The following is a 15,317-nucleotide window of genomic DNA, read 5'->3' on the forward strand; positions in this document are numbered from 1 at the left end:
GCGCGCGCCGTTGAGGCTGCTGTTGACACACAGCCAGAGCTCTAGATGATGTCCGCCGCGATCGCGGGCGCGCCGACGTGCCCGCGGCAGCCCCGGAGGACGAGCTCCGGGAGGAGACAGAGGGATCCATGCGCACGCTTTGTATCGATATCGGCGGAACGGGGATCAAGGCCACCATCCTCGACGAGCAGGGGACTCCGATGACGGATCCCGTGCGCGTGGCGACGCCGCAGCCGGCCTCGCCGGACCCCATCCTCGACGTCATCGCGGACGTCGCTCGCGCGCAGGGGGAGTTCGATCGCGTCTCGATCGGCTTCCCCGGCGTCGTGATGGACAACGTGACCATGACGGCGCCGCACCTCGACAACGAGAAGTGGAGAGGTTACCCGCTCGCCGAGGCCGTCGAGCGCCGCCTCGGGAGGCCTGTGCGCGTCGCCAACGACGCGGGCATCCAGGGGCTCGCCGTCATCGAGGGCAGGGGGCTCGAGATGGTGCTCACCTTCGGCACGGGGCTCGGCTGCGCCCTGTACATCGACGGCCACTACGTGCCGAACCTCGAGCTCGGGCACCACCCTTACGGAAAGCGCGACCTGAAGTACGAGGACCGCGTGTTCGACGCCGAGTGCAAGCGCATCGGCCCGAAGCGCTGGAACAAGCGCGTGCGCCAGATGATCGCGCAGCTCGAGCCGATCTTCAATTACCGCAAGCTCTACCTCGGCGGCGGCAACGCGCGCCTGCTCGATGTCTCGCGGTTGCCAGAGAACGCCGTCGTCGTCGACAACGTCGCCGGCCTGCTCGGCGGCATCAAGCTCTGGGCCTAGCGCCGCGCGGACGGGCCCGGCTTCGTCGCCCGCGGCGCGCCGGCCGATTGCGGGCGCCGGCGGCTGTGGGCCGCGCCGCTCCCCGCGCGGGCGTGGGCCGCGCCGGTTCCCAAGCGGACGCGACCGGCGTACCCTGGGCCGATGAACTCGCCGGACGCACCGAAGCCCGACGCGACGCCCGCGGCCACTCCAGCGGCGGACGCTGATCTCGACCCGTTTCGTCTTCAATCGCCGGAGACCCTCGCCAACCCGTACCCCGTGTACGCACGGCTGCGCGAGGAAGCGCCCGTGTACTTCAGCGCGGCCTACAACGGCTGGCTCATCACCCGCTACGACCAGGTCGCGGCGGGCTTCCGCGATCCGCGGCTATCGGCGAAGCGCTCCAGCGCCTTCGTGACCAAGCTGCCCGAGGACGTGCGGCAGCGGCTCGAGCCCTTGCGCCGCAACCTGGCGTCGTGGGCCTTGCTGCTCGACCCGCCGGAGCACACGCGCATCCGCTCGCTCATCAACAAGGCGTTCGTCCCGCGGCTCGTCGAGGGGCTGCGCTCCCGGGTGGAGGCGCTGGTCACCGAGCTGCTCGACGCTGTCGCGCCGACAGGGCGGATGGACGTCCTCCGCGACCTCGGCGACCTCCTGCCGCTGCTCGTGATCGGCGAGGTGCTCGGCGTGCCCGCCGAGGATCGGCACCGGCTGAAGGGCTGGTCCAACGCGCTCGGGGGTTTCCTTGGCTCGGGCCGGCCGACGCTCGAGATCGCGGGGAACGCGCTGGCCGCCGTGGCCGAGCTGGAGGACTATTTCCGCGGCGTGATCGCGGTCCGGCGGCAGAGCCCCGGGAGCGATCTGCTCAGCCAGCTCCTGGTGGCGGAGGAGCAGGGCATGATCCTCGGCGAGCAGGAGCTGCTCTCGACGTGCTGCATGTTGCTCTTCGGCGGCCACGAGACGACGAAGAACCTGATCGGCAACGGTCTGCTCGCGCTCCTCCGCAACCCGTCCGAGCGCGAGGCGCTCCGCGCGTCTCCCGCCCTGATCGGCCCCGCGACGGAGGAGCTGCTCCGTTACGACTCTCCGGTGCAGTGGATGAGCCGCGTCGCGCTCGAGGACATCGAGCTCGACGGCGTGCGCATCCCGAAGGGGGATCGCGCGTTTCTGGTGCTCGGCGCGGCGAACCGCGATCCCGCGCAGTTCCCCGATCCTGACCGGCTGGATTTCCGCCGCACGGACATCCGTCACATCTCCTTCGGTCTTGGCGTCCATTACTGTGCCGGCGCCGCGCTGGCCCGGCTGGAGGTCCAGGCCGCGATCGTCACGTTCCTGCGCCGTTTCCCGGACGCCCAGCTCTCCTCCGCCCCGCTGACCTGGCGCCAGACCCCCGGCGTGCGCGGCCTCACCGCCATCCCCGTCGAGCTGACCGCGCAGAGCTCCGCTTCCTGACGCTCTTCAGCCATCGCAGAGCGCCTCGACCCGCCGGCGCCCGTTGCCCTCTCGTCAGTTGCCCCGCATCCCCGGCGCCAGCTGCGGAGGCAGCGCCACGCTCGCCGCCTCCAGCCCCGCGACCGGATACGCGCAGTAGTCCGCCGCGTAATACGCGCTCGGCCGGTGGTTCCCGCTGCTGCCGATACCGCCGAACGGCGCCGCGCTCGACGCCCCCGTCAGCGGCTTGTTCCAGTTGACGATCCCCGCCCGGGCCTCCCGCCAGAACTGCTGGTAAAGCTCCTTGCGATCCGAGAACAACCCCGCGGCGAGCCCATAACGCGTGCGGTTCGCCAGCGAGATCGCCTCATCGAAGGTCGCGTAGCGCTGCACCTGCAAGAGCGGCCCGAAGAGCTCCTCGTCCGGGAGCTCCTCGACCGCCGTCACGTCGATGATGCCGGGCGAGAGCAGCGCTGTCCCCTCCTCGATCCGGCGCATCTCCAGCAGCGCCTCGCCCCCGAGCGAGAGCAGCCGCGCCTGCGCCCCGAGCAGCTGATCCGCGGCCGCGAGCGAGATCACAGCGCCCATGAAGGGCTGCTCGGCGTCATCGTACCTGCCCACCTTGAGCCGGCCCGCCGCGTCGACAAGGCGCTCCACCAGCGCGTCGCCCTCCGGCGTCGACGGCACGAGCAGCCGCCGCGCGCACGTGCACCGCTGGCCCGCCGAGATGAAGGACGACTGCAGGATATGGTGAATCGCCGCCTCGGTGTTGGCCACGTCCTGCACGATCAGCGGGTTGTTGCCCCCCATCTCCAGGGCGAGGATCTTCTCCGGCTGGCCCGCCAGCTGCCGGTGCAGGGCGCTGCCCGTGCCGGAGCTCCCGGTGAAGAACAGACCGTCGATCCCAGGATGACCCGCGAGCGCGACGCCGGTGCTCTTCCCCCCCTGAACCAGGTTGAGCACCCCGGCCGGGACGCCCGCCTCCTGCCACAGCCGCACGATCGCCTCCGCGACCTTCGGCGCGAGCTCCGAGGGCTTGTAGATCACGCAGTTGCCCGCGATCAGGGCCGGCACGATGTGGCCGTTCGGCAGGTGGCCCGGGAAGTTGTAGGGCCCGAACACCGCGACCACCCCGTGCGGCCGGTGCCGCACCACCGCCGTCGCGTCGCCCGCCTCGGCGTGCCGCTCGCCCGTCCGCTCCCGGAAGGCCATGAGCGACACGTCGACCTTGCCGATCATCGTCTGGACCTCGGTGAGCGCCTCCCACCGCGGCTTGCCTGTCTCGAACCCGATCGTGTCGGCCAGCCGGGCCTTGTGCTCGCCCAGCAGCCCGGCGAACCGCTTCACCCGCGCCGCCCGCTCCTCGACGCCGCCGTCGCGCCACGCCCTGAACGCGCCGCGCGCCGCCCTCACGGCCGCGTCCACCTGTCCCTCCGCCGCGGCGCACCCCTCGAAGACGAGCGCCTGCGTCACGGGGTTCCGGCTCGCGAACGGCTCCCCCGTGCCGGACACCCAGCTGCCGCCGATGAAATGGGTCGACATGATCACCTCTCCACGTCCACGCGCGGGACCCCCGCGACCTCGGCCGTCCGTCTATCCAGCCAGGCTGGCGAGCGTCCACCTTGCCCCGCCAGTGTGCACCGTACCAGAGGCCGGCGCAGCGAGCCCGCGCCCACCCCCGGCGAAACGGCTCGCCAGCGACCCGCCTGCCCCGCCCCCGGCCGGGGCCGCCCGCCGGGCGCCCCGGATCCGCCCCTCCCGGGTGCGACCCCAACAGAGTGGGTGCCGGCTCGATTGGCCCCCGACCCGATGGGGTCCGCTCGCCTGATGAGAATCTCTGAAGGAGGAACTCGATGCACTCTGTGCGCCGGCGCCCGACAGCGCTTGTGGCGAGCTCGCGACATTCACAGGAATGCACGGTGGCGAACAGGTGTGCTGAGCGCTCTCTGGCCATGGAATCACGCTCCGGGCGAACTGAAGCAGGGCGCCCCCGTGGTCCTGTGACACCAAGTCTTGACGGTCCCGTGGCTGGCGTGGAAACGTGGATATGTCAGTTTCTCCGCCGATGCATCACACGGTGGCTATCTCAGACATCCATCTATGTGAGCTCGAGCCGACGGCCGGCCTCTGGATGCGCTACCGGCAGGCGCCGTACTCCCCGGACGGGGAGATCGCGGCGATGCTCGACGCCCTCCGAGGAGAGATACGGAGGGGCGCGGGCGGCCCTGGCGGGCTCAACGGGCTCAACGCGCCGCCGGACGAGCTCACGCTGGTCCTGAACGGCGACATCTTCGACCTGGATGCGCCTCGCGTGCTCGACAACGAGAGCGTGGTCCACGACCTGCCGCGCACCGCCGAGCACGCGGTGCCGGCGATGGAGGCCATCCTGCGCGATCACCCGGTGTTCGTCGCGGCCGTCGGTCGGGTCGTCGCGGACGGGCACACGGTGGTGTTCGTGGCAGGCAACCACGACATCCAGCTCACGCTCCCCGAGGTGCGCGACGCGGTGAAGCGGCGCCTCGTCGAGGCCGCCCTCCACGCGCTCTCCGCCCGCGACGGCGCCCCCCCGGCGAGCGCGGCCCTGGCGCTCCGCGCGGCGCTCGCGGAGCGGGTGCTCTTCCGCGCCTGGTTCCACCGCACCCGGGACGGCGTGATCGTCGAGCACGGCAATCAGTACGACTCGTACTGCTGTTACCGCTACCCGATGGCGCCGTTCGGCCGCAAGCCGGGGGAGATCCAGCCGACCATGGGCTCGCTCGTGAGCCGCCTGCTCGTGTCGCGCATGGGGTACTTCAACCCGCACGTCGACTCCTCGTTCATGCTCTCCGGCCTCGGGTACCTCGCCCACTGGGCGCGGTACTACCTGTTCACGGGCCGGTCCCTCGTGCTCGCGTTCGCCGTGGGCGCGCTGCGCACGATGATCGAGCTCGTGCGCCGGCGCGACCCGTGCCGCCGCGCGCTCCGGCGAGCGGACCTCGGGGCCGCCGCCCGCGAGACGGGCGCGCCGTTCCCCGCGGTGGTGAAGCACGCGCGGCTGTTCGCCCGGCCCGCCGAGGACTGCCTCGGCCGGGTGGCCCGCGAGCTCTGGCTCGATCGGCTCGGGCTCGTGCTCGTCGGGCTCGTCGCGACGCTCGCGTGCCTGTGCTGGATGCCGGCAGGGCTCGCGCCGGCGGTCCTGCTCGCCCCGACGCTCCTCGTCGCCTATGAGCGCGCTATCCCGAAGCCCACGCTCGATGCGGTCTGGCAGGGCGTGAACCAGGCGGCGCGGCGCGTGGCCAGGGCGCACCGCGCGAAGGCCGTGATCTTCGGGCACACCCACAACCCGGAGGGCAGCTGGGAAGACGGGGTGTTCTTCGGGAACACCGGGTCCTGGTCCGCGGCGTTCGAGGACATCGCGTGCACGAAGCCCGTCTTCGAGGCGCGCCCGCTCGTATGGCTGCGCTCCGACGAGGGCGCGCGCCCCGAGGCGCCCCTGTCGGGCGGCCTCGTGATGTGGAAAGACGAGCGCTTCCAGCCCTGGAGCGCCGACGCCAGGCCCTCCCAGCCCCGCAAAGCAGAGATCGCCAAGCGGCCGCGCCCCGCGCTGCGACCTCAGGCGACCGCCGCGCTGCGCAGCTAGCCCCGCTCGTCTCGGACGCGCGTCGGACGCACGCGCCCGCGCGCGCCTGGCGCCCGGCAGCGAGGTCGACAGAGCAGATCGCGAGAATGTCGTCCTCGAGAACGGACGAGAACGGAGGAACGGAGGAACGGAGGAGCGGAGGAACGGAGTTCCACCTGCCCGGCGCCGACAGCACGGCGACATCGGTGGAGGGCGATTCCTTCACGCTCTCCAATGACCGAAACGAACGCTGCAATCGCTGAACATCGCGTCAGGGCGGCTCGCTGCGCTGGGTGCTCACACTGCAATTTTCATGCAGGGACGCCATGTCGGGCTGAAACCACGTCTCGGCGCCGGCGCTCGGCATGGGAATTCTGCATTGCGAGCGCGAGGCGAGGTGTGATATGCGTCGCCTATGAAGGTTGGGGGAATTCTTTTCAATACCATTGCCCTGGTCCTCGCCTGCGGGTGCGCCTCGTCGTCGCCGCTGTCGCCGTCGCTGCCGGAGAGCGCGGGGGATGGCGCGCGCGCGTCGGGGGACGGCGTACCGTCGGCGGGCGCGCCGGCGCCGGCCGGGGGCGCCGCGACGGCGAGCGCTGCGGGTCCCCGGGGGCGCGTCTATCCCGCCGAGGAGCTGCGCCGGGTGGCCCGGGTCGCGTCCGCGCGCTGCAAGAAGGCGAGTGTGCCCTCGGACTCGGCGTGCCTTCTCAACGAGGCCACGTCGTTCCTGAAATACAGGCCCGAGGACCCGGACTGCCGTTACGTGTCGGGGACCGCGCTGTCCGTCGCCGAGTGCTCCGACTTCGCCGAGGGCTGCCAGAGCGTGGATCCCAAGGATCTCGAGCACCAGCTCACGGCGCTGCAGAACGCCGGCAAGGATTGCAATCGCGAGCCGACCGAGGTCGAGCGGGCCGAGGTGCTGAAGCTCGCGGGCTCGCAGTAAGAGCGCCGAACAGGAACGGGAAGCCGAGCTGGAACGCGACCGTCGCGTAGGTCAGCGCCGTCACAAGCGCCACGCTGCGGTAGAGGCTCTCGCCCGGGCGGCCACCGGGGCTGCCAATGCGGTTGAACGTGGGCAGCAGGCGCGGCTCGACCCGGCGGAGCAGCCGTCAATGCGCGGGCTGCCAGAGCTCGACGGGGTTGCCGGACGGGTCATCGAGCAGGATCTGGGAGCCACCGACTCCGCTCACGATGTCGTTGCGGAACCGGAGTCCGGCCGCGCGGAGCCGGGCTACCTCGGCGGTGAGATCCGCCACTGGCAGCTGGATGCGGCTCCAGCCGCCGGGGACAGGCTGGCGTCCGTCGGGCATCGGCCGCGCGCCGGAGCTCTTCTTCCCGCTGAGCAGGAGCCGCAGGTCGCCGCGGGTGACGGACGCGAACGCGGGGCTGGCGTCGGATTCGAGCGCGAAGCCGAGGTGCGTCGTGTAGAAGGCCATGGCGGCGTCGACATCGTCGACCATGTAACGGACGCTCACCGTGCTCATGGGCTCCAGTCCTCCTCGTGGTGATGTGCTGGGTAAGGGGGTGCAGCTGGACTGCCATGCCAGCCACAGGACCGACGAGGCCCTGAACGCCGACCTCGCGAGGACCGACCTTCTGTTGAAACACATGAATCGCGCGTCCTCCGTTCCTCGGGGGACAAGATACCTGCTCGCGCGCGGAGGACCATGACGAGCTCGGGCAAAGCATTGTCAACCCCAGGTTAACGACCTACCCTCGCCGCCGTGGACCTCTTCTCCGGTGTGATCCCGTTCGTCCGCGTGGCGGAGGCGGGGGGCTTCCGCGCCGCGGCCGCGCGCCTCGGCGTCTCCGCCGCCGCGGTGAGCAAGTCGGTGGCCAAGCTGGAAGCCGAGCTCGGGGTCGTGCTCCTCGAGCGCACGTCGCGCCATGTCGCGCTCACGCCGGAGGGCGCGGTGTTCCTCGAGCGCTGTCGTGCGGCGATGGCGCAGCTCCAGGCGGGGCGCGAGCAGGTCGCCGGCGCGCAGCGGGAGCCGCACGGCATGCTCCGCGTGACGTTGCCGCCGGTGCTCGGTCGCAGCGTCCTGCCGGTCGTCGCGCGGCTGTCGGCGCGTCACCCGCGGCTGTCGATCCGGCTCGTCGTCACCAATCGCCTCCTGCGGCTCGTGGAGGAGGAGATCGATGTCGCGCTGCGCCTGGGGCCGCTCGAGGGCTCATCCCTCATCGCGCGCGCTCTGCGGGCTCCGCGCTGGATCACCGTCGCCGCCCCGGCTTACCTCGCGAGCCGGGGGGCGCCGACCTCGCCGGCTGACCTCGCGCGGCACGAATGCATCAAGTTCGTGCTGCGCGGTAAGGTCGTCGAGTGGAGCTTCCGCGCTGGCCATGGCGCCATCGACGTCGCGACGCCCTCGCGCATCCTGCTCGACCAAGGCGATCTGCTCATCGACGCGGTGGTGCAGGCGGTCGGGGTGGCGCAGGTCCTCGATTTCATGGCCGCGCCACTGCTCGAGGCGGGGCTCCTCGTGGAGGTCCTGGCGCCGTTCGCGACCGACGGGCCACCGTTGCACGCGGTCACGCCGGCGCGCCGGGCGTCTGTCCCCCGCGTGCGCGTCTTCCTTGATGCGCTCGGCGACGCGCTCGGCCGCGGCGGTCATGGCGCTCGGAGCCCGCCGGAGAATGGGGTGCGGAAGGGGTGACGAGCCGCCGGCGCAGCGGTCCCGGTGCCCGTGGACACGCGCCCGTGCACCCGAGCGGGGAGCCGGCCGGGACGACCACCAGGGTGAAGGCGTCATAGCCGCTCGACGGTTGTGCCATGTCGGCTCAATCCGCGCGGCCTCCGCGCACGGCGCTCGCCGGCCGAAAGCGTCCCGCGCCGCCGAGCGCCGCCTGGCACACCCGCTGCTCAGAGAGCCGGCATGGCCACCGACGCTCCGGCAACCGTCGCTCCCGAGGTGCGCGAGCGCACCCTCGAGCTCTCCTGTGGGGCCCCTGCGCGAAAGCTCCGCCGCGAGATCACCTCCTTCATCGCCCTCGCCGCCGCGCTCCTCGTCATGGCGCGCGTGGTCCAGCGAACGGTGACTTCAGGGCTGCCCCCCGCCCTGCACATGGCCTATTCTTGGGGGCTTCTGCTGGTCCTTCTCATCCCCGTGGCGTGGTACGTGCGCCGCCAGTCGCTGCCGCTCTCGCGGATGGGCGTGACCACGGCCGGCCTGCGCCGCAGCGTGACGGAGTCGCTGGTCGTCGCGCTCGGCCTGGCCGCCGCCTGCGCCGCCCTGCGGTTCGGCGCGTGGAGCCGCGGTGAGCCCCTGATCACCTGGGGATCGATCGCCGGTTACGACGCGACCTGGCGGGCGCTCTTCCTGGTCCTCTACGCGCCCCACTGCCTGCTCCAGGAGTTCGTGGCGCGCGGCGTGATCCAGACCTCCCTGGAGCGCTTCCTGCCCCGGTCGGGCCGGGGCGCCCCTCTCGCGCTCACCTCGGCGTTCTTCGGCGTCTACCACCTGCACGTCTCGCTCGGCTTCGCCTTTCTCACCTTCGCCATCGGCCTTCTCTTCGGCGCTCTCTATGCGCGGCACCGCACCCTCTTCGGGGTGACCCTCGCGCACGCCGCTCTGGGCCTCGCGAGCGTCGCTGTCGGCCTGAACTGAACCAGGAGCTCCCCTCGATGCGCATCGCGATCATCTCGACCTACACGCACCCGAGCCGCCTGCACCGCAAGGAGCGCTCGATCATGCAATCCACCGTGCCCGAGCTCCTCGCCGCCCTGTGCCCGCCGGACGCCGAGATCGAGCTCTACAACGAGAAGGAATCGGACGTTCCCCTCGACCGCGATTGGGACCTCGTGTTCTTCTCGTACCTGCACGCCTATTACGAGCACACAAAGGTGCTCTCCACGCTGTTCCGGCGGCGGGGCATGACCACCGTGGCGGGCGGCCGGCACGCGAGCCATTTCCGCGCGGACGCGCTGGAGCATTTCGACGCGGTGGTGGCGGGCGATCCGGAGGCGAACATCCCGGCCCTCATCGCGGACTTCCAGCGGCGCGAGCTCCAGCCCGTCTACGCGCTCCCCCCGGTGCCCCCGGAGCAGATCCCCACGTACCGCTACGATCTGGTCGATTACCGCACAAACCTCGTCCGGATGCCGGGTATCGAGGCGTCGCGCGGCTGCCCCTTCTCCTGCAACTTCTGCGTGCTGACCGGGCACGAGCAGTACCGTTATCGCCCTGGGGAATCCCCTCAAATAATGCCGAAAATCTCGCGGAAGACGGCGTGCTCCCGGACGATGCGATCGAAGGCCGTCATGAGAGGCCGAAGCCAGTCCTCGCGCAGGGTGGGAATGCAGTCGTACCAGTAGAGCCCCTGGCGGTAGAGCGAATGTGTGCGGCGCTTGACGGTGTTGACCTTCAGATACCGATCGAGGCCGGCCTCCTCGCTCGCAGCGCCGAGCAGCGTCAAGAGTGCATGGGCGATGGCCGCGAGCAGCAGCAGGCGATCGCGCCGGTCGGCGTTGTGGATGTGCGTGGCGGAGAGGCCCATCCCGAAGTGGTTGTCCTTGATGTCTCGAAACGTCTCCTCGATCGTGAACCTCTTGCCGTAGAGCTTGACGATATCGCCCGCCTTGCGGCCCGAAAGCGTTGTGGCCAAACACCACGGCTCCTTCATCTTCGGCGCGTGGACAAGGACGACGGCCGGGACCTTCGCGCGGTCGGCGGTGACGCGCACCTCGCGCAGCATCGTGGCGCGGCGGCTCGTCGGCACCCACGCGCTGGCGGACCTCGCTTCCCCGGCCGCGTTCTCGACGACGATACCCCCGCGGAAGCGGATTACGAAGTCCCAGCCCATGAACTCCAAAAAGTCGTAGAGCTTGCGATCGCCGAAGCCCCGGTCGGCGAGCAGAATGACCTCGACCGTCTCGTCGATGGCCCCGTGGAGCCACTCGATGAGCTCGTATTCGTGGTCCTTCTGAGTGCCTTTCAACGCGGACTTCTTCACCGTCTTCCATGCCAGCGGCGTGGCACGACCATGCCGCGTCACAAGGTAGGCGCAGAGCGTCGTGTGATCGTCCTTCTCGAAGTCCGTCCAGTCCAACGCGATAACGATCTCTTTGCGGACCCCGATCACGAACTCTACCCACGACTTCAGGGAATGGAACACGTCGATGCCGGTATTGCTCAGCAGCCGGTCGACCTGCTTGACCCCACTCTTCGGCTTGACGTTTGCGACCTTCGCATACGCTTGGCCGATGGCATGGATGGCCAGCACCGCCGCGTGCAGGACGCCAACGACGCCGTTCGCGAGCGACAGGACGCGCATCGCGTGCAGGTCATCGCCGAACAAATTCTCGACGAAGGTCTGGATGTACTTCGGGTCGACTTTCGGGCGACTGGTCTGCGTAGATGGCGCAGGTGCGGAGTCATGTGTGGCAGGCTGATGCGCGTTCTTCGCGAAAGTCGTCATGATGTCGCTCGGACCAACGGCGCATGCGCTAGGCTCGCTGGTCGCCTCCTACCAATATATATTCCGGTCAGCGACGACGATTTCTCACTCGCACGGCACAATTATTCGTTTCGAGGTCCATGAAGCTCAAGATTTCGATGGCTCATGTCACCAATGGACCTACGCATGCCGACCGTGGAGCAGTTCTCTGCGACCACTAATTTCCGCCACGAAAATGAGGGGATCCCTCAGGTTATCGCCCCGTCGACCACGTGATCCGGGACATCCGCGATCGGATGATCTTCAACCAGCGTGTCCCGGGGCTGATCAAGGATACGTTCGCCTTCGTCGACAACAACCTGGGAGGCTCGCCCCGTTACCTGCGGGAGCTCTGCGAGGCGCTGATGCCCCTCAAGAAGATCTGGGGCTGCGCGCTCACCTTCAACGTGCTGCGCGACCCGGAGCTGGTCCGCCTCATGGGGCGCGCGGGGTGCCGCTACGTCTACACCGGGCTGGAGTCGCTGAACCCCGAGTCGATCACCGCGATGAACAAGGACCAGAACAAGCTGAGCGAGGTCCGCGAGGTCATGCAGCGGGCCTTCGCGAGCGGGATCGTGCTCTCCTTCGGGCTCCTCGTCGGCGCGGACGGGGATACAAACGAGTACTTCGAGCGGCTGCCCGAGTATCTCCACGACCTCGGGGATCATTGCCCGACGTTCCTGGGGATCGTCTGCCCGTACCCGGAGACACCCTTCTTCGCGCAGGTGGCGGCCGAGGGCCGGCTCCTGCCCGGGGTGACCAGCCGGGACCTCGACGGGTACACGCTCTGCCACCGGCCGACCCGGCTGCACCCCTCCGAGGCGATCGAGCATTTTCAGCGCCTGAGCCGCGCGCTGGGGAGCCTGCGGAACGTGGGCCGCCACGTCTGGAACCGGCTGATGGCGAGCGATCTGCCTCGTTACAAGGCGAGCGTCCTGATGTCGGCGCCCGAGGTGATCAGCCTGCGCGGGCCGCTCGTCAACCGCTCGCGCAGCTACATCGCCGGGCGCGACCCGATCGAGGCCTGGGACGAGGCGAGGATGCGAGAGCTCGGCCTCGAGCCGCAGCGCCTCGACGCCTCGTCCTGCCGGGCGGATCCGCGCGGCCTCGCCCGGATCCGGTCCCGGAAAGCGGGCCGCTCCGCGGCGGTCGCGTGAGCCTCAGCCCTCGCTCTCGGGCAGAGGCGGAGGCGGCGGCAGCGCGCGGGGGGGCTCGATGCGCGTCGGCTCCGCCCTGCAGTCGATGGTGCGGCCCTCGCAGCCACAGACGTTCCCGCCCAGATCCTCGTAGACCGCCGGGGAGCGCTCATCGACGTACCTCACGATGTCGAGCGGCTCGCACGTGAAGGTCGTCGACGCGATCTGCACCGTCGCGCCGAAGTTGTAGATGCCGGCCGCGGCGCTCCGCTCGATCACGCTGTCCCGGACGAGGACGTTCGCCTGACCCGTCTCGTTGTTGTAGGCGATGATGCCGCAGCCGTTCGTGCCGTCGCGCGCGCGCCCCAGGGTGTCCGCGATCGTCGTCGACTCGACGGTCGCGTCCGAGTCGCTGAGGAAGAGGCCGCCGTCGTTGTTCCGCTCGATCAGGACGTTGTGCAGGCGCGCGCTCCCGCGCTCGCCGAGGTCTGGCAGCGACTGGACATTGACGCCCCGGCCGAAATCCTGGTTTGACGGCAGCGGCCTCGTGTCGCGCACAACCGTCGAGTCCAGGGCCGCGTCGGCCCCGAAGACGGCGATCCCGGTCCCGTAACTGCCTTCCACCGCGCTGCCGCGCACCCGGACGTTCGCGCGTCGCTGATCGTGCGCGATCTCGATCCCCGCGCCGTAGTCCGGCGCGCCGGGCACGAGCTCCCGCACGAGGAGGCCATCGATCTCGGCGTCGGAGCCGTTGACGACGACCCCCCTCTCGCGGCTCCGCTCGACGAGGACGTGCCGGAGCGCCACGCGGGAGGGGCGCCCGTCGATGCGGCTCGGCTCGGCGTAGAGGCCCATGCCCTGGCCCGGATCGCCCTCGGCCGGCCCCGAGCCCGTGTCGCGCACGACCGTCGCCTCGATGGTCGCCTCCGCGCCGACCATCGCGATGGCGGCGGTGTGGTTCCGCTCCAGGGCGCTGCCCCGGACCGTGAGCGTTCCCGGATCGAAGTTCCGGATGTGGGTCGCCGTGAGCCCAGCGCCCGGCATGTCCGCCGCGAGCCAGGCGACGTCGCGGACGACGCTGTCCTCGACCACGCCGTCCGCCCCGGAGAACCTGATCCCGAGCCCCCCGACGCGCTCGATCACGATGGATCGCGCCGTCAGGCTCGCGCGGCGCTCGAACGACTCGACCTGCACCGCCATCGCATGGCCGTCGAACGGGTGCCCCGGGTTCCCGGTGGCGAGATCGATGTCGCGCAGGACCGTGCCCTCCAGCGTCACGGCGGCGTCCGCCACGACCATGCCCGCGCCCGTTGTGTGCTCCACGAGCGCCCCGCGCACGGTCAGGCTCGTTTCGGACTCCAGGCCTGCGGCGAGGAGGCCGACGTCGCCCGTGTCGTGGATCCAGACCCGCTCGAGCACGACATCGCGCGCGTTTCTCACGCCGAGGCCGATGCCCTGTCCGCGGACAGCGAGGTCGTGGATCTCCGTGGCGCTCGCGCGCCTGTCTACCTGGATGGCGATCCCCCCCGCGGTCGGCCCGACGATCTCGACGCGCGCGGGGCACCGGCCCCAGAGCCGCACGGGCTGCCTCGAGATCAGCAGCTCTTCGACGTAGCTGCCCTCCGCGATCGCGACCAGGGCGCCCTCGGCCGCGTTGTCGACCGCGTCCTGGATCGTCGACCACGGCCTGGCCTCCGTGCCGTCGCTGTCCGCCCCGGCGTAGGCCGCGTCGACGAACTCGGTCGTCTCGTCGATCGGCGCGCCGCCCCACCGGCCCGCCCCGCACGGAGCGACCTCACGCCACGCCGCCTCGCCGGGGACGGCCATCTGACCTGGCGGGCCCGCCTCCTCCGGCAGGACGGGCACGCAGCCCTGCGCTCCGTCGGGCGCGAAGCCGCTCCCGCACCGCCCGGGCGGGACCCCCGCCGGCTCGCAGCCCGCGCCGGTCTCCAGCGCGCCCGGCGGGCACGGGAACGTGGGCGCGGCGCCCGTCCCTGCGCCGTCGTCCGGGTCAGGGGGCTGCGCGCACGCCGCGAGCAGGGTGAACTGCAGGAGAGAGAGGGCGAGCTGCTCTTTGCGCATCGTGTTCCGGTGCCTCGTGGGAACGATACGACGGCTGGCCTCGCGGCGCGCTCCCCCTGGATGGGCGCCCTCGGAGGCATCCGCGCGCATGTTGGGCAAACCCTTGCTCAACATGCGCGCGGATCTGCGCATCGCGGGCCGCTCCGCCGATTGCCGCCTGCGCCCTGGCGGCGATCCGCCGGTCCCGGGCCGCGGTCGTGAGCTCGGGCCCCGCGGCACGCGCGTTGCTTAGCCTCAAGGATAGCGAGCCGCGAGCTTCGGGGCTGGAGCGGCGCCGGAAGGCACGCTCGTTGTCCGGCTCGACGATCATGGGGTGTCACAGGCGACATGCCGCCCTGGACCTCAAGGACTCTTCGGAGCGAATCCGAGAGGGCGCGCGCGGCCGTTCGCGAATCATCGGGAGCGACCGCGCCCGTCGCTACGTAGTCACCGTCTGAAGGAGATTGTCATGTTGAATATCCAGAACACCGAGTCGATGTTCGAGGTGCAGACGACCGCCGGCGCGTCCGACGTCGTCGACACGAAGGCCGGCGTGCAGCGTCTCGAGCTCACCCTCAAGAAGATCAGCGAGAAGAGCAACGAGACGCTGCGGGACGTCCCCATAAGCTCCGCCTGTACGAGCGGGTGCTTCTCCTCGGTCAGCTCGATCGGCGTCTCGTCGAACTCGTCCTTCGACAGCCTCGACGAGGGGCAGCTCGAGAGCGTCATTCGCATGCACGACAAGGCGCTCGACGTCATGGGCCAGGACGCCCTCGTCTCGGCCGCGATCGCCAAGGGCGTCGAGCTCGGCGCCGACAAGAAGTGAACCCGTAGGCGCGCCCTGGGCGGCCCGGACGT

At 70.5% G+C, this 15,317-nt stretch carries 13 protein-coding genes; 9 read left to right on the plus strand and 4 right to left on the minus strand.

All coding sequences use genetic code 11. The features are described from left to right. Positions 1-128: 128 nt before the first annotated feature. Positions 129-821: an ROK family protein gene (locus WMF17_RS04270; protein WP_437600679.1), complete on the plus strand. Its 693-nt coding sequence runs from the start codon at positions 129-131 to the stop codon at positions 819-821. A gap of 141 nt (positions 822-962) precedes the next feature. Next, positions 963-2,252, plus strand: coding sequence for a cytochrome P450 (locus tag WMF17_RS04275; RefSeq protein ID WP_437648251.1), 1,290 nt, complete (start codon positions 963-965; stop codon positions 2,250-2,252). Between the two features lie 54 nt (positions 2,253-2,306). Here WMF17_RS04275 and astD read toward each other — a convergent pair whose 3' ends face one another. Beyond that, entirely contained in the window at positions 2,307-3,773 is a 1,467-nt protein-coding gene (astD, locus tag WMF17_RS04280; protein WP_437648253.1) for a succinylglutamate-semialdehyde dehydrogenase, read from the minus strand. A gap of 535 nt (positions 3,774-4,308) precedes the next feature. Between astD and WMF17_RS04285 the strand changes: the two genes are divergently transcribed. Both WMF17_RS04285 and WMF17_RS04290 read left to right on the plus strand, forming a co-directional pair. Beyond that, a complete protein-coding gene (locus WMF17_RS04285; RefSeq protein ID WP_437600682.1) occupies positions 4,309-5,850 on the plus strand; it encodes a hypothetical protein in 1,542 nt (513 codons plus the stop codon). Between the two features lie 394 nt (positions 5,851-6,244). Beyond that, the gene (locus WMF17_RS04290) at positions 6,245-6,772 is read left to right on the plus strand and encodes a hypothetical protein (RefSeq protein ID WP_437648255.1); all 528 of its coding nucleotides are present in this window, start codon (positions 6,245-6,247) and stop codon (positions 6,770-6,772) included. Positions 6,773-6,938: 166 nt separating this feature from the next. Here WMF17_RS04290 and WMF17_RS04295 read toward each other — a convergent pair whose 3' ends face one another. Further along, entirely contained in the window at positions 6,939-7,313 is a 375-nt protein-coding gene (locus WMF17_RS04295) for a VOC family protein (RefSeq protein ID WP_437600684.1), read from the minus strand. A gap of 240 nt (positions 7,314-7,553) precedes the next feature. Here WMF17_RS04295 and WMF17_RS04300 point away from each other — a divergent pair, with 240 nt between their 5' ends. From WMF17_RS04300 to WMF17_RS04310, 3 genes are all read left to right on the plus strand, one after another. Further along, complete coding sequence (locus WMF17_RS04300; RefSeq protein WP_437600685.1) at positions 7,554-8,483, plus strand: LysR substrate-binding domain-containing protein; 930 nt, start codon at positions 7,554-7,556, stop codon at positions 8,481-8,483. A 219-nt stretch (positions 8,484-8,702) separates the two neighbouring features. Then, positions 8,703-9,434 carry a CPBP family intramembrane glutamic endopeptidase gene (locus WMF17_RS04305; protein ID WP_437600686.1) on the plus strand — a complete coding sequence of 244 codons (732 nt, stop codon included), beginning with the start codon at positions 8,703-8,705 and terminating at the stop codon, positions 9,432-9,434. A gap of 17 nt (positions 9,435-9,451) precedes the next feature. After that, the gene (locus WMF17_RS04310) at positions 9,452-10,141 is read left to right on the plus strand and encodes a B12-binding domain-containing radical SAM protein (protein WP_437648256.1); all 690 of its coding nucleotides are present in this window, start codon (positions 9,452-9,454) and stop codon (positions 10,139-10,141) included. Here the strand turns inward: WMF17_RS04310 and WMF17_RS04315 are convergent. After that, entirely contained in the window at positions 10,024-11,244 is a 1,221-nt protein-coding gene (locus WMF17_RS04315) for an IS4 family transposase (protein ID WP_437648258.1), read from the minus strand. The genes WMF17_RS04310 and WMF17_RS04315 overlap by 118 nt on opposite strands. Positions 11,245-11,495: 251 nt before the next feature. On the opposite strand from WMF17_RS04315, the gene WMF17_RS04320 reads away from it, so the two are divergent. Further along, on the plus strand, positions 11,496-12,419 hold the full coding sequence (locus WMF17_RS04320) for a B12-binding domain-containing radical SAM protein (RefSeq protein ID WP_437648260.1): 924 nt from the start codon (positions 11,496-11,498) through the stop codon (positions 12,417-12,419). Positions 12,420-12,422: 3 nt separating this feature from the next. Here the strand turns inward: WMF17_RS04320 and WMF17_RS04325 are convergent, their stop codons facing one another. Further along, positions 12,423-14,480: a hypothetical protein gene (locus WMF17_RS04325; RefSeq protein WP_437648262.1), complete on the minus strand. Its 2,058-nt coding sequence runs from the start codon at positions 14,478-14,480 to the stop codon at positions 12,423-12,425. A gap of 448 nt (positions 14,481-14,928) precedes the next feature. Between WMF17_RS04325 and WMF17_RS04330 the strand changes: the two genes are divergently transcribed. Further along, complete coding sequence (locus tag WMF17_RS04330) at positions 14,929-15,285, plus strand: hypothetical protein (protein ID WP_437600689.1); 357 nt, start codon at positions 14,929-14,931, stop codon at positions 15,283-15,285. Positions 15,286-15,317 lie beyond the last annotated feature (32 nt).

Source organism: Sorangium sp. So ce362 (assembly GCF_051519845.1).
Lineage (GTDB): Bacteria > Myxococcota_A > Polyangia > Polyangiales > Polyangiaceae > Sorangium.

Coding starts and splice junctions, on each gene's coding strand:
- WMF17_RS04270 (WP_437600679.1), top strand. CDS start 129: ATGCGCACGCTTTGTATCGATATCGGCGGAACGGGGATCAAGGCCACC.
- WMF17_RS04275 (WP_437648251.1), top strand. CDS start 963: ATGAACTCGCCGGACGCACCGAAGCCCGACGCGACGCCCGCGGCCACT.
- astD (WP_437648253.1), bottom strand. CDS start 3,773: ATGTCGACCCATTTCATCGGCGGCAGCTGGGTGTCCGGCACGGGGGAG.
- WMF17_RS04290 (WP_437648255.1), top strand. CDS start 6,245: ATGAAGGTTGGGGGAATTCTTTTCAATACCATTGCCCTGGTCCTCGCC.
- WMF17_RS04295 (WP_437600684.1), bottom strand. CDS start 7,313: ATGAGCACGGTGAGCGTCCGTTACATGGTCGACGATGTCGACGCCGCC.
- WMF17_RS04305 (WP_437600686.1), top strand. CDS start 8,703: ATGGCCACCGACGCTCCGGCAACCGTCGCTCCCGAGGTGCGCGAGCGC.
- WMF17_RS04310 (WP_437648256.1), top strand. CDS start 9,452: ATGCGCATCGCGATCATCTCGACCTACACGCACCCGAGCCGCCTGCAC.
- WMF17_RS04315 (WP_437648258.1), bottom strand. CDS start 11,244: ATGACGACTTTCGCGAAGAACGCGCATCAGCCTGCCACACATGACTCC.
- WMF17_RS04325 (WP_437648262.1), bottom strand. CDS start 14,480: ATGCGCAAAGAGCAGCTCGCCCTCTCTCTCCTGCAGTTCACCCTGCTC.
- WMF17_RS04330 (WP_437600689.1), top strand. CDS start 14,929: ATGTTGAATATCCAGAACACCGAGTCGATGTTCGAGGTGCAGACGACC.